The 14168-nt window shown below is 44.0% G+C and carries 11 protein-coding genes and 1 riboswitch; of the genes, 5 read left to right on the forward strand and 6 right to left on the reverse strand.

The window, feature by feature from the left end; all coding sequences use genetic code 11:
- Positions 1-64: 64 nt before the first annotated feature.
- Positions 65-1264, reverse strand: coding sequence for an MFS transporter (locus FQV26_RS02000; protein WP_146555699.1), 1200 nt, complete (start codon positions 1262-1264; stop codon positions 65-67).
- A 186-nt stretch (positions 1265-1450) separates the two neighbouring features.
- Positions 1451-2686, reverse strand: a complete 1236-nt coding sequence (locus tag FQV26_RS02005) for an MFS transporter (RefSeq protein WP_146555700.1) — start codon at positions 2684-2686, stop codon at positions 1451-1453.
- 407 nt (positions 2687-3093) lie between these two features.
- Here FQV26_RS02005 and scpC (FQV26_RS02010) point away from each other — a divergent pair, with 407 nt between their 5' ends.
- From scpC (FQV26_RS02010) to scpC (FQV26_RS02020), 3 genes are all read left to right on the forward strand, one after another.
- Positions 3094-4596 carry a succinyl-CoA:acetate CoA-transferase ScpC gene (scpC, locus tag FQV26_RS02010; protein ID WP_146555701.1) on the forward strand — a complete coding sequence of 501 codons (1503 nt, stop codon included), beginning with the start codon at positions 3094-3096 and terminating at the stop codon, positions 4594-4596.
- A gap of 95 nt (positions 4597-4691) precedes the next feature.
- Positions 4692-5336: a LytTR family DNA-binding domain-containing protein gene (locus FQV26_RS02015; RefSeq protein ID WP_146555702.1), complete on the forward strand. Its 645-nt coding sequence runs from the start codon at positions 4692-4694 to the stop codon at positions 5334-5336.
- A 669-nt stretch (positions 5337-6005) separates the two neighbouring features.
- Positions 6006-7520, forward strand: coding sequence for a succinyl-CoA:acetate CoA-transferase ScpC (gene scpC / locus FQV26_RS02020; protein ID WP_146557737.1), 1515 nt, complete (start codon positions 6006-6008; stop codon positions 7518-7520).
- Between the two features lie 64 nt (positions 7521-7584).
- Here the strand turns inward: scpC (FQV26_RS02020) and FQV26_RS02025 are convergent, their stop codons facing one another.
- Positions 7585-8055: a VOC family protein gene (locus tag FQV26_RS02025; protein WP_146555703.1), complete on the reverse strand. Its 471-nt coding sequence runs from the start codon at positions 8053-8055 to the stop codon at positions 7585-7587.
- Positions 8056-8211: 156 nt separating this feature from the next.
- Between FQV26_RS02025 and rlmN the strand changes: the two genes are divergently transcribed.
- The gene (gene rlmN, locus FQV26_RS02030) at positions 8212-9285 is read left to right on the forward strand and encodes a dual-specificity RNA methyltransferase RlmN (RefSeq protein WP_146555704.1); all 1074 of its coding nucleotides are present in this window, start codon (positions 8212-8214) and stop codon (positions 9283-9285) included.
- Positions 9286-9421: 136 nt separating this feature from the next.
- On the opposite strand, the gene FQV26_RS02035 is transcribed toward rlmN, so the two are convergent.
- Genes FQV26_RS02035 through FQV26_RS02045 form a run of 3 tightly spaced genes read right to left on the reverse strand, consistent with a single transcriptional unit; the run spans position 9422 to position 12600 of the window.
- Positions 9422-10348 (reverse strand): carbohydrate ABC transporter permease, encoded by a 927-nt coding sequence (locus tag FQV26_RS02035; RefSeq protein WP_146555705.1) that lies wholly within the window; start codon positions 10346-10348, stop codon positions 9422-9424.
- Positions 10349-11260, reverse strand: coding sequence for a carbohydrate ABC transporter permease (locus FQV26_RS02040; RefSeq protein WP_261384245.1), 912 nt, complete (start codon positions 11258-11260; stop codon positions 10349-10351).
- Positions 11261-11277: 17 nt separating this feature from the next.
- Entirely contained in the window at positions 11278-12600 is a 1323-nt protein-coding gene (locus FQV26_RS02045; RefSeq protein WP_146555706.1) for an ABC transporter substrate-binding protein, read from the reverse strand.
- A gap of 260 nt (positions 12601-12860) precedes the next feature.
- On the opposite strand from FQV26_RS02045, the gene FQV26_RS02050 reads away from it, so the two are divergent.
- On the forward strand, positions 12861-13985 hold the full coding sequence (locus FQV26_RS02050) for an ABC transporter ATP-binding protein (RefSeq protein WP_146555707.1): 1125 nt from the start codon (positions 12861-12863) through the stop codon (positions 13983-13985).
- Between the two features lie 23 nt (positions 13986-14008).
- Positions 14009-14112: riboswitch (TPP riboswitch) on the forward strand.
- Positions 14113-14168 lie beyond the last annotated feature (56 nt).

Here is a 14168-nt window from a genome sequence, read left to right on the forward strand (position 1 = left end):
ACAATATTCGACAAAAGAATAAAAAAGGGCTCTCAAAAGAGAGCCCATCAATAGCCAACAAATCTTATGCAGTTGCAGAGGTTTTGGCAGCGCGCGAACGCTGCCAAGAGATGGTGATAAACATGGTAATGATCAGCATAATCAGACCCAAGATGAATGGATAAATAATATTAACATCGTAAAGCGTGCCGGCAAGCAAGGGGCCAATTACATTTCCGATGCTCATATAAGCATTGTTCATCCCCATTGCAAAGCCAACTTCGCCATCTGCCATTTTTGAAATTAAGGTGTTCAAGACAGGGCGCAAAATAGAAGTGGCCAGGAAAATTATCAGGGAAACGACGAAAAACATGGCGTAGCTTCCTGCAAACAACGACATCAAGAAACCTAATGCCGCCACACCAAGGAATGTGATCAGAATAGCCACTTCCCCGTAGCGGCGAACAATCCGATCAACCACAAACAACTGAACAATAACGCTGACGACTCCAGTTGCAGTAATCATAAAGGCGATATCTTTCGCTGTTGAATTGAATTGATTATCCAGATAGAGGCCAACCACTGATTCATAAGCCAGCAGACCGAAGCTCATGACAAGGGTGATAACCAAAGGAATGAAATACGGCATTTTGGTGGAGCGGCCAATCTTGGTAAGCATGGATTCGTCATCTGTCAACGTGGCAGCCAATGCCGGATCGGCGTCTGTTGCATCGTGTTCTTTCAGCCAGATAACTGAGAAAATTACAGCGCCAAGCGATACCAGCGCAGAAACCAGGAAAGGCAGTTTTATGCCATAATCAGCTAAAAATCCACCAATCCCAGGTCCGACGACAATTCCAAGAGACATGGCGGCGGAAACCAAACTGGTTCCTTTTGCACGTTGGTCAAATGTCGTAATGTCTGCAATATAGGCGAAAATTGCCGGTATGAGCATGGCTGCTCCGATGCCGCCGATGACGCGTGACAGATACAGAATCGCGATAGCATCAGAAGCATAGAAAACGAACATGGATATGGTTAAACCCAATAATCCGTAGATAATCATTTTTCGACGCCCGTATTGATCTGCCCATTTTCCGGCGATCGGTGAAAAGACGAACATCGCAGCGGCAAAAATGGCGATCATCAATCCTGCCGCTGTCCCGCCTTGATCAATGGATTGCAGATATGAAGGCAGAATCGGAATGACAATTCCAAAGCTGGCTATGGCGATGAACATATTGATCATCAAGATAAAAATTTTCTTTTTTTGGTCGGCAGACATGTTAAGTATCCTCTTTTCTACTAAAATGTTAAGGTGATTTATTCCGTTTTACCGGATCAGTAAAGACCTGATTAGTATTTCTTTTTATATTCTTCAACTTTTCTATGTTATTTGAGCTTCCACTTCTTGTCAACGGAATAGACTTGAACTATTTACCAATTTTTAAGGCCATAAAAAAGGGAATCTCTAGACTAGAGATTCCGCTTCGGAAGCATCATTCGCTGCCAATAAAGCGAGTGTTTTGGCAGCGCGGGAACTTCGCCAAGCGACGGCAATCGACAACGTGACGATCAGCAGAGCGAGACCCAAAATAAATGGATAATTGATATTTAAATCGAATAGGAGACCAGCTGATAAAGGACCCAGAACATTTCCGAGACTCATATAAGCTGTATTCATTCCCATTGCAAAGCCGACTTCGCCTTGTGCCATTTTCGAAATTAAAATATTCAGCACCGGTCGGAGAATGGCCATAGCCAGGAAAATTACCAGACTGACACCGAAGAAAGCGGCATAGCTTCCGGCGATCAAAGACAATAGGAAACCGCCAGTCGCTACCCCGAGAAAGGCGATCAAAACAGCCACTTCGCCGAAACGCCTGATCAGGCGGTCAACCACGAAGACCTGGACAATGACGCTGACAAGGCCGGTGGCAGTAATCATCATGGCAATATCTTTAGAACTCGATTCGAATTGACTGGTCAAATACAAGCCAATGACGGATTCATAGGCGACCAGGCCGAAGCTCATAACAAAGGTGATGATCAGCGGAATAAAATACGGCATTTTGACCGAACGGCCGATTTGCTCGAACATCGTTTCCGCGTTGATAAACTCCTCGGCCTGTTTTGAGATTTCTTCTGCAGGCTCAATTTCCTTCAATAGGATGAGTGAGAACAGAACGGCTGTCAGTGTGACGATGGCAGATACCAGAAATGGCAGTTTCAGATCGAAGTCTGCCAGGAATCCACCAATCCCAGGTCCAATAACTAAGCCGAGTGACATAGAAGCTGTTACAAGACCTGTAGCTTTTGCTCGTTGAGCCGAAGTGGTAATGCCGGCCACGTAAGTGAAGATGCCCGGTACTAAAAAGGCGTCGCCGATTCCGCCGACAATACGGGAGGCATACAAAATCCAAATCGAATCGGTTGCATAAAACATCAGCATGGACACTGTTAACAGGGACAAGCCTAAGATGATGACTTTACGGGGACCGTAAGCGTCTGCCCATTTACCGCCGAGAGGTGAAAATAACAGCTGAGCTCCTGCAAAAATAGCGATCATGAGTCCTGCGGCAGTGCCGCCTTGATCAATAGACACGAGATAGGCGGGGAGGATAGGGACGATAATTCCAAAGCTTGCTATAGCAATAAACATATTAACCATCAATATGGTGATTTTTTTGCGTTGGCCAGAAGACATTAATAAAAGCCTCGTTTCATTTCATATTATTGCACGAACACATTTCGTTTTGACAATGTTTTATATATTAGGATGGATATCCGTTGAAGTCAATGGAATAAACTCAAATTATTATTACGAATGTGTGTCAAAATATTATTCTATAAAAAGAATTTTCTAATTATTTTCATTTTTACTCTCTATTTGGTTTCCTGTTTTCTAAAGTGCAAAGAAAAGCGGAAACGGTATTTTTAATTGCAAGCAAACAGAATTGAGATGGAAATTGCCTGGTTCACTTTGTTGCAGGATTGTGAAGAAGTGCCGGTGAAAAGTAGTTCTCAGAAGCTTGGTTTGTTTTGGAGGGATGGGGAATGAAGTATAATAGAGGTACAGGCCAAACAAACTAAAGCCTCTGAAAGGTGATATAGGTGGACAAAAAACTTCGTCGTATCAAAGCCATTGAATTACAGAATCGGGTTGTCTCTGCTGATGAGGCAGCGTCTTGGATTGAGGATGGAATGACACTTGGGTTAAGTGGGTTTACACGAGCAGGGGATGCCAAAGCCATACCGTATGCATTGGTTCGCCGTGCAGAAACAGAGCAATTTAAAGTGAATGTCTTTACTGGTGCTTCTTTAGGATCAGATGTAGATAAATTAATGGCGGAAGCGGGAATCGTCCATAAGCGCTTGCCGTTTCAGGCTGATCCCGCCATGCGCAGAAAAATAAATGCAGGCAATATGCTATTTGTCGATCATCATTTGTCCCAGACGGCTGAATGGATCCGGGCAGGGGTCATTGAACCAATCGACTTTGCTGTAATTGAAGCATTGGGGATGACAGAGGACGGCATGATCATTCCAACGACTTCCGTCGGAAACTCTTCGGTTTTCGTCAAGCATGCGAGAAACGTGATAATCGAAATCAATATGTCGCAGCCGGAATTGTTTGAAGGAGTGCATGATATTTATGAACCCGGATTGCAGGGGCAGCGTTCGCCGATTCCACTGACTCGGGTCAATGACCGTATCGGCACCATTGGTATACCGGTCGATCCTGAAAAAGTTCGAGGTATTGTTTTTACTGGGCAACAGGATTCTCCTTCTACGATTTTGGAGTCGGATGCGGAAACCGAAGTGATGGCTGGACATTTATTAAACTTCTTGCGGGCAGAAGTAAAGTCCGGTCGGCTGACCAATCGGCTCGCACCTTTGCAGTCAGGAATTGGGTCGGTAGCCAATTCGGTTCTTCTTGGTCTGATCGATTCGGAGTTTGATGATTTGGAAGTATATTCCGAAGTGCTTCAGGATGCTGTTTTTGACTTGATTGATGCGGGAAAAGTGAAGTTCGCTTCGGCTTCGTCCATTACCCTTTCACAGGAGAAAATGGACCAGGTATTTGGAAACTTTGAAGATTACCGTGATAAACTTATCTTGCGGCCACAGGAAATTACAAATCATCCAGGTTTGATTCGCCGGCTCGGACTTATTTCCATTAATACGGCATTGGAATTCGATATATACGGCAATGTCAACTCGACTCATGTTTCAGGCATCAAGATGATGAACGGCATTGGCGGATCTGGAGATTTTGCCCGCAATGCCCGTTTATCGATCTTTGTCACCAAGTCGATAGCGAAAGACGGCATCATTTCAAGTGTTGTCCCGTTCGCTTCGCACGTGGATCATACCGAACACGACGTAGATATTGTAGTGACCGAACAAGGCTATGCGGATCTCCGCGGCCTGGCTCCGCGTGAGCGGGTTCCTTTGATCATCGAACATTGTGTACATCCGATGTATAAAGATCAGATGCGCGCTTACTACGAGGAAGCGCTGCTGCGTGGTGGCCAGACGCCTCATGTGCTGGAAAAAGCATTTTCCTGGCATGCTAATTTAACCAATAACGGCACGATGCTTTTGTCAGAATAAAAGCAACCAACCAGTCCTCTTGAAGGGCTGGTTTTTCTAATGGAAGGAAGTTTTAAGGTATAATCAAAACATTGAGTTGAAACAGGAGGTTTACAATGGAAAGTTTTACACTGGGTTCGCTGTTGGACGTCATGGGAGAATTATTCTCTGATGAAATTTCAATAGCTGTGACGAATACGAAGGAATACATTTACTACAGGCCGAGCAAGCGGGTGGATTTGAAAATAAAGTCGGGAGATCCTGTAAAACCCGGTACTATTGCCCATAAAGCCTTACAGGCGAATCAGAAGACATCTGAATTCATCAATCGGGAAATTTTTGGCGTGCCTTATCATGGCATGGCCGTACCGTTTGAACATGAGGGAGAGTTGCAAGGCTGTGTGATGGCCATCTACCCCGCATTTACCGAAGGCAAGTCAGTGGTTACGGTAAAAAGCCCAGATGGCTGGAAGCCGATCCCTTTCACTGAGGTAAAGTATTTAGAGGTGAAAGACCGCAAAACCCATGTTCATGCTGAAGGCTATTCGGGCACCAATAAAAACTCCCTGCAAGAATTTGAATTCCTCTTGCCCCGGGAATCCTTCATCCGCTGCCATCGCTCCTTCATCGTTAATGTGCATCATATAGAAGAAATCTATCCGGATACACATTCAACCTTTGTTTTGGCGATGAATAACGGGCAAAAAATCCCCGTCAGCCAGTCCTATTCCAGCTACTTCAGAAAACTGCTGGGGTTCTAAAGAAAAGCGGAAGCAGCCGTGTAGATTCGACGGGCATAAGGCGCACTGGCGAAGCGGCATTTCTTCAGCCGCATAGCCAGAGTGACTTATGACCCTAGAATCTGGCTGCTGGAGCTGGACAAAAAGAAAAGCGGAAGCAGCCGTGTAGATTCGACGGGCATAAGGCGCACTGGCGAAGCGGCATTTCTTCAGCCGCATAGCCAGAGTGACTTATGACCCTAGAATCTGGCTGCTGGAGCTGGACAAAAAGAAAAGCGGAAGCAGCCGTGTAGATTCGACGGGCATAAGACGCACTGGCGAAGCGGCATTTCTTCAGCCGCATAGTCAAAGTGGCTTATGATCCTAGAATCTGGCTGCTGGAGTCTGGGAAATAAAGAAAAGCGTTACTTTCAGGGCAGCTTCAAGACACTGAAAGTTATGCTTTTTTTCGTTGATAAAATGCTGCTTCAAGTCTCTTATTCTCTGCTTGGCAGGGATAAACTCTTTTCCACTCTGCAAAGCTCGATTCCGAAACAGAATAAGTTAAAATTATCTAATAATTAAAAGATGATAGACAATGAAAAATTATACCCTTTTGCGTAAAGCAGGATTTTTAACTGAGTATTCGCTTATGAAAACGCTTTATTGAATTAAGGGAAATAAAACTAACTTCGGAAGAGAGTGATAATGATGGAAAAAAAACTTGAGCGCATTAAAGCGAAACAGTTGCAAGACCGGACGGTAACGCCGGAAGAGGCGGCTTCATGGATACAGGATGGCATGACTTTGGGGCTTAGTGGATTTACACGCGCTGGAGATGTGAAAGCGGTTCCTTTCGCATTAGTGAAACGCGCGGAAAACGAGAGCTTTAAAGTGAATGTGTTTACGGGCGCTTCTTTAGGCTCTGATATCGATCGGTTATTTGCGGAAGCGGGAATCGTCAACAAACGTTTGCCGTTCCAGGCAGAGCCGGCAATGCGCAAAAAAATCAATGATGGCGAAATGCTCTTTGTGGATCATCATTTATCCCATACAGCAGAATGGATTCGTACAGGAGTAACCGAATCGATTGACTTTGCAATCGTAGAAGCTCTATCAATTACAGAAGACGGTATGATCATTCCGACAACTTCTGTCGGGAACTCTGCTGTGTTTGCGAAGCATGCGAAAAACATTATCGTTGAAATCAATATGGCGCAGCCTGACTTATTCGAAGGATTGCACGACATCTATGATACCGGCAAACAAGGAGAGCGGTTGCCAATTCCTTTAACAGCTGTCGATCAGCGCATCGGCACCATCGGAATTCCAATCGACATGGAGAAGGTGAGAGGCATTGTTTTCACTGAACAGTTGGATTCTCCTTCAAATATTGTGCCGCCAGATGAAGATACGCAAATTATGGCGGATCACTTGCTTGAATTTTTGCGTTCTGAAATTCGCGCGGGCCGACTGACAGAAAAACTGGCTCCTTTGCAATCAGGCATCGGATCTGTGGCGAATGCTGTTTTGCATGGCATGGTCGATTCCGAATTTAAAGACCTCGAAGTATACTCTGAAGTATTGCAGGACGCTGTTTTTGATTTAATTGATGCAGGAAAAGTGAACTTTGCATCTTGCTGTTCGATTACATTATCCGAACCGAAAATGAAACAAGTCTTCGGCGAATTTGAAAACTATCGAAATAAGATTATTATGCGTCCACAGGAAATTTCCAATCACCCTGAAATTATCCGCCGACTCGGATTGATTTCAATCAATACTGCTTTGGAGTTCGATATGTACGGAAACGTCAACTCGACACATGTCTCGGGTACAAAAATGATGAACGGCATCGGTGGTTCAGGAGATTTCGCACGAAATGCCCGTTTGGCGATTTTTGTAACGAAATCGATTGCTAAAGGCGGCAATGTTTCAAGTGTGGTGCCGTTTGTTTCACACGTCGATCATACCGAACACGATGTGGATGTAGTCGTAACAGAGCAAGGCTATGCAGATCTGCGTGGACTGGCGCCGCGTGAACGTGTAGAAGTCATCCTTGAAAACTGTGTGCATCCAACATACCGAGACCAACTTCGTGCCTACTACGAAGAAGCGCTAACGCGCGGCGGTCAGACTCCACACGTGTTGGAGAAAGCTTTCTCGTGGCATACGGATTTGGCTGCAAACGGTACTATGCTGCAGAAAAAAGAGCAGTTGGTATAAGAAAAGCGTAAGCACCTTATAGCCCCAAAAAACCAGATGCCTTAAAAGCGTCTGGTTTTTTGGGTTAATGATTTCCATATATTTCAGCAGTACTACGTGAATACAATTCAATGATATGGCCAAATGGATCTTCGGTATAAACTAAGTAATGAGGCTTGCCCTTGTTGATATTCCAGATTTTGCTGCGCTGCTTGCCACCGTGCTGGACGGCTTTTTCGATAGTGCCGATTAGATCGTCAACGACCAGGCAAATGTGAAAAAATCCGGCGTGAGGCGAATACTGTTCAGCTTGATATGTAGGGTCTTGAAATTCAAAAAGCTCAATGCCGACGCCACCTGACGACATCAAATGGACATTGCGCATTTTTTTCAGCTCGGCGCCTTGGAGATCCAATGTCATCGCTTCCGAATTTTTATTCGCAGCGTTGAATTCGAATGGACCGGCTAAAATATAGAAGCCCAAAACTTTTTTGTACCAATCGATAGCTTTGTCCAAATCAGGAACTGCCAGTCCGACATGGGTAATAGCACTCATAATATCAACTCCTCTTTTCCAATATCTACCCTTGAAAACGAGACAGTAAGCAGGATTTTAAGTCAGATTTTTCTGTCTAAACAAAAATAGTTGTTGTCAAGCGTTATTTTTAGTATTATAATAAGCAATTGTGAAATTTGAAATGAGGGTTCTGAAATGAAAAATTCCATCTATGGATTAACGATAGATCAGCTAAAAGAATGGTTTTTAGAAAACGGCCAGAAAAAGTACCGTGCTGAACAGGTATGGGACTGGTTGTATATTAAACGTGTCACTGAATTCTCGGAAATGAACAATCTTTCCAAAGACTGCATCCAGCTTCTTGAAGATAACTTCACCATCCGTACATTGAAAGAAACCGTCAAACAGGAATCTGCGGATGGTACAATCAAGTTCCTTTTCCAAATGCAGGACGGCAATCTGATTGAAACGGTATTAATGCGTTTTAAATACGGGAATTCTGTCTGCGTAACAACGCAGGTCGGTTGTAACATCGGCTGTAGTTTCTGTGCCAGCGGACTTTTGAAAAAGAGCCGTGATTTAAACGCGGGTGAAATTGTTGAGCAGATCATGCAAGTTCAAGCGCATTTTGATGCACAGCAAAAAGATGAGCGCGTCAGCCATATCGTGGTAATGGGAATCGGCGAACCGTTCGATAACTACACGAATCTGATGGGCTTCCTGAATGTTGTTAATTCTCAAAAAGGCTTGGCTATTGGAGCTCGCCACATTACGGTGTCTACAAGCGGCATCGTACCGAAAATCTATGACTATGCAGACGAAGGCCTGCAAGTGAATCTGGCTATTTCGATTCATGCACCAACAAACGAATTGCGTACACGCATCATGAAAATCAACAAAGCTTACCCAATTGAAAAATTGATGGCCGCCATTGATTATTATTTAGAGAAATCCAACCGCCGCATCACGTTTGAGTATATTTTATTGCGTGACGTCAATGACCATGTAGAAGAAGCGAATCAGTTGGCTAAATTGCTGGAAGACAAGCGTCATCTATCATACGTCAATCTAATTCCTTATAACTCGGTGGATGAGCATGATCAGTATCAGCAAAGCACGCCGGAAGCAATCACCGCTTTCTACGATGCGTTGAAAAAGAAAGGCATCAACTGCGGAGTACGCCATGAACAAGGCGCTGACATCGATGCAGCTTGCGGACAATTACGAAGCAAGCAAATCAAAAAAGAGAAAAAAGTGGCAACCGTTTAATAATATGAAAAAAGCGTTCCTGAAATTTCAGGAACGCTTTTCTTTTGCCTGGAATTGAATGGCCACTCACACTTTTCTAGTTGTCCAGCTCCAGCAGCCAGCGTTTGTCGGAGCTAAACGGCTGCTTGCGCTTTTCTTATTTCCCACCAGAAGATAGATTGATTCCTTGGATAAAGTACTTCTGGAAGAAGAAAAACAGCAGGATGACAGGAAGGAGCACGAGAAGCGATCCGGCCATTAGATAATTCCATTGTGTACTAAGCTGTCCTTTGAATACTGCCAGTCCGAGTTGCAGCGTGTAGAGATTCTCATCGTTCAAATAAAGCAAAGGTCCGAGGAAATCGTTCCATGCGCCGTTGAACGAAAAAATAGCAACGGTTGCAAGTGCCGGTTTTGTTAAAGGAAGCCCAATTTTCCACCAAATATAGAAATGGTTTGCTCCTTCCATTTTTGCTGCTTCGATCAATTCAGTAGGAATAGTCATATAGAATTGCCGAAGCAGGAAAATATAAAAGGCACTTCCAAAGAAATGCGGCACAATCAAAGGATAATACGTATTAACCCATCCTAAATTGGAAAATAGAACATATTGTGGGATGAGTGTTACAAATCCGGGAATCATCATTGTCGACAGTACAATGGCGAACCAAATGCTTTTGCCACGAAACGGTATTTTGGCAAAGCCGTATGCAATAAAAGAATTTGCCACGACACTGCCAATCACTACAAAAGTCGTGATTGTAATGGTATTAAGGGTATAAGTAGTGAAAGGTGCAGCTTGCCAGGCGCGGATATAATTTGTCCATTCCCAGGATTCCGGAAAGAAGGACGGCGGGTACGACATAACTTCCCCCATGGTCTTTAATGAAGTGGCAAACATCCACCAGAGAGGCGACAGAACCAGAAGGCTTCCTGCAGCCAATAAGACGAAGTTCAAAATTTGCCACATATTATTCCGGTTGCCGCGGTGTTCCCAATAACGTATTTTTGTGTTGGTACCAGACTGGCTTTCCAGTCTATCCTGTTCATCAGAAAACTTGGTTTCTTCATTGGTCTTAGCCATTTATTTCTCCTCCCCTTCGTAATGCACCCAGCGGGGAGCCAGTTTCAAATTGATGATTGTCAGGATAAAGACGATGACGAATAAAATCCAGGACATTGCCATTGCATAGCCCATATTGAAGCTTCCGAAGGCTTGATTCCACATATAGAGATTGTAGAACAGCAAGGAATTTGCAGGTCCGCCTTCTCCATTCCCGGACATAATATAGGCTTCCTGGAAAATCTGGAAACCTCCAATTGTACTGGTGACAACATCAAAAAATATAACGGGAGTAATCATAGGGATTGTGATATGAAAAAATTGGCGTCCTCTGCTTGCTCCATCAATCTCTGCTGCTTCATACAGGTGTTTTGAAACGCCTTGCATACTCGCAAGATAAAGAAGCATTGATCCGCCGACACTCCAAAGTTTCATCAGGATTAAGGAAGGTTTAGTCCAATCCGGATCATACAGCCAGTTAGGACCGTCGATACCGACCCAGCCAAGGAGCAGGTTGACCATTCCGGTTCCTGGCTCGAGCAATTGCATCCAAAGCAGATATACGCCGACACCTGAAAGTACAGCAGGCAAATAGTATAAGGTCCGGAAATAACGAATTCCCGGTACATTTTGATTTAAAAGTGATGAAATGAAAATGGCTCCCAAAGTTGTTAGGGGGACGGAGAATGCGACATAGTAAATCGTATTCCACAAAGAAGTCCGAAAAAGACCATCTTCCATGATGAGCGATTGGTAGTTTTCCACTCCGATGAAATCCATCTGCGATGTAATATTATAGTCTGTGAAGCTTCCTGCTAAGGAAAACAATAAAGGCCCGGCGGTGAAAGCGAAGAACCCCACAATAAACGGTAAGATAAAAATATAGCCGTATATGCTTTCTTTGCGCCTCATGGTCAATTTTCTTTTTCCCAAAGGACTTTCCTCCTAGCTTACTGATTTTTCTCGATTAAATTTTTTATATCTGCTTCTGCTTGCGCCAGTGCTTCTTCGGCAGTCTTTTGGCCAAGGAAGAATTCATCAACTTGCGGATTGATAAAATTATAGTAGCCTGGTGCTTCTACAGGTGCGGGAGTCAGCAAAGTATTTTCCATACTCTCTACCGCCATCTGGTAGACCATTTGGCCTTCTTCCGTAAGATCACCAGACTGTGCAGCGGCTTCAGCTCCTTCGATATTGGCTACATTATCAAAGTTTTCCACTGCCCAGTATGTTTGTACTTCTTGATCTGTTAGATATTCGATGAACTTCCATGCCGCTTCCGGATCGCTTGACCCTTCAGGTATTTCAGCTACGAAACCACCGCCCCAGCTTGTGTGTCCGTTGCCTGGTTCATATTCAGGAAGCTGGACTACACCGAAATTCAGGTCTTCTGCGTACTCGCTGATTTGCTGATAGAATGTTGGTTGTTGAACAATCATAGCTAGATCGCCGCTGAAGAAAGGATTTCCTTGTTGGCTGTCAATTTGGGCTTGAAATGCATTGACAACATCTACTCCGATTCTCTCTCTCCAGGACTTCAGCCAGTTCAGGACTTCAACGTTTCTTTCCGTATTGATATTGACTGTGTCAGTATTATTATCTTCGCCAAAATAGTTTTCACCATTAGCATTTAGTAACCAGACATCATATCCGACGCCCCAAAGCGGATAGAAACCGAGACGTTCGTACTCATCGTCATTTTTAATGTCCAGTTTAGCTGCATACTCTTCCAGTTCTGCCCATGTTTCCGGCGGATCTTCCGGATCAAGGCCGACTTCTTCAAAGGCATCCTTGTTGTAGAAAAGCACACGTGTATCCGTATTGAAAGGGATGCCGTAAGAGTCTCCTTCATAAAGTGTTGCATTCCAAAGTTCAGGATAGAATTTTTCTGAGAAATCTCCACCGGTGAATTCAGAAAGGTTCATTGCCTGATTTTCCTTGCCGCGAAGCGCAGTTGCGTTAATATCGTTGATTACGACATCCGGAGGGTTGCCCGCTGCAATAGCAGCCAGTTCTTTTGTCCAAATATCTCCCCAAGGGCTGTAGGTATGTTTGACTTCGATTTCATCTTGAGATGCATTAAAGTCCGCAACAATTTTGTCAATAATCGGGCGTCTAAGTTCAGAACCCCAGAAAGACCAAAAATCGACCACTGTCTTGCCTTCCTCGTTAACATTCGCTTCATCATTGTTACTTGTCTGGAAGCCTGCGCAACCGCTAAGAATTAGAGCCGATATTGTTACACTGATTAAAAATAACCGCGTTTTTTTCATCTCTTCCTCTCCTTTTTTGTTTAAATAGATAAAGTCAGGGTATTTATGGAATAAATTTAACTTCGACTCCCGAAGATTTATAGGCTGCTCTGCGAGAGCCCTTCTAAATGGTTCCCCATTTTTCCTATTTAGAAACACAAAATATTCCAGCTTCTATAAAGAGAAGTATACAATAATAAATTAGGCTTTCCAACCTCGTATTTGTAATTTACAGATAACTAATTATAATTAGAATAAATCGAAAATAAGGAGAATGCGAAATGGCAGAGATCAAAATTGAAAAGCTAGGGAAAAGATATGACAAAGGCGCTCTTGCCGTCTCGGATTTTAATCTCCATATTCAGGACGAAGAATTCATCGTTTTTGTTGGTCCGTCAGGATGCGGTAAATCAACAACTTTGCGGATGATTGCAGGATTGGAAGAAATAACGGAAGGTGAATTTTACATAGATGGCAAACGGATGAACGAGGTCGAGCCAAAGGACCGCGACATTGCGATGGTTTTTCAAAACTACGCCTTGTACCCGCATATGACAGTATTTGAAAACATAGCTTTTGGTTTAAAGCTGCGGAAATTCAAAAAAGCTGAGGTTAAGAGATTGGTTAATGAAGCTGCAGCTATCCTTGGGTTGGAAGACTATTTAGACAGGAAACCAAAAGCGTTGTCGGGCGGACAGCGCCAGCGTGTCGCTCTTGGACGCGCCATTGTCCGTGATGCCAAAGTCTTTCTGATGGATGAACCTCTGTCCAACCTGGACGCCAAACTGCGTGTCCAAATGCGTGCAGAAATCGTCAAACTTCACAAAAGGTTGAAAACAACAACCATTTATGTGACGCATGACCAAACAGAGGCCATGACAATGGCTACTCGCATCGTAATAATGAAAGATGGGTTTATCCAACAGGTCGGTTCTCCGAAAGAAGTCTATGATTACCCGGAAAACCGCTTCGTAGGTGGCTTTATCGGTTCTCCTGCCATGAACTTTTTTGAAGGGAGAATTGAAAAAGGAGCTTATCTGATGGGGGACAAAGTGTTGGACATTCCAGCACAAGTAATGTCCATGTTGAAGAACGAAGGCTATGAAGGAAAAGCGGTCACCTTGGGTATTCGCCCAGAACATATTCACGTCAATAATGAGGATTTATCAGGCATTCCAGCGAGTGAATTCGAAGCGGTCATTACAGTTTGTGAACTGACCGGAGCTGAAACGATCTTGCACGCTGTTTACGCAGAACAGGAATTTATTGCGCGTGTAGATGCCGCTACAACAATTGAGCCAGGCCATACGGCGACGCTTGCATTTGATATGGCCCACGTGCATTTCTTTGATGATGAAACAGGAAATCGCATAAAAGCTGTAGAATTTTCTGAATCTATGATATAGTGATTTCGTAAATCACAAATAAAACACACCACTAGGGGAGCCGGATATCGGCTGAGACAGGCATAAGCCTGGACCCTTTGAACCTGATCTGGATCATACCAGCGGAGGGAAGTGGCGACCGTCTGCTATTTCTTTTATCGACTGCATACGCCGCTTCCCTTTGCCGGGAAGCGGCGTTTTTTA

The organism is Planococcus sp. CPCC 101016, assembly GCF_007859295.1.
Lineage (GTDB): Bacteria > Bacillota > Bacilli > Bacillales_A > Planococcaceae > Planococcus.

Bases quoted from the DNA above. Each gene is read 5' to 3' on its own strand.
- FQV26_RS02000 (WP_146555699.1), bottom strand. From the start codon at position 1,264: ATGTCTGCCGACCAAAAAAAGAAAATTTTTATCTTGATGATCAATATG.
- FQV26_RS02005 (WP_146555700.1), bottom strand. From the start codon at position 2,686: ATGTCTTCTGGCCAACGCAAAAAAATCACCATATTGATGGTTAATATG.
- FQV26_RS02015 (WP_146555702.1), top strand. From the start codon at position 4,692: ATGGAAAGTTTTACACTGGGTTCGCTGTTGGACGTCATGGGAGAATTA.
- scpC (WP_146557737.1), top strand. From the start codon at position 6,006: ATGGAAAAAAAACTTGAGCGCATTAAAGCGAAACAGTTGCAAGACCGG.
- FQV26_RS02025 (WP_146555703.1), bottom strand. From the start codon at position 8,055: ATGAGTGCTATTACCCATGTCGGACTGGCAGTTCCTGATTTGGACAAA.
- rlmN (WP_146555704.1), top strand. From the start codon at position 8,212: ATGAAAAATTCCATCTATGGATTAACGATAGATCAGCTAAAAGAATGG.
- FQV26_RS02035 (WP_146555705.1), bottom strand. From the start codon at position 10,348: ATGGCTAAGACCAATGAAGAAACCAAGTTTTCTGATGAACAGGATAGA.
- FQV26_RS02045 (WP_146555706.1), bottom strand. From the start codon at position 12,600: ATGAAAAAAACGCGGTTATTTTTAATCAGTGTAACAATATCGGCTCTA.
- FQV26_RS02050 (WP_146555707.1), top strand. From the start codon at position 12,861: ATGGCAGAGATCAAAATTGAAAAGCTAGGGAAAAGATATGACAAAGGC.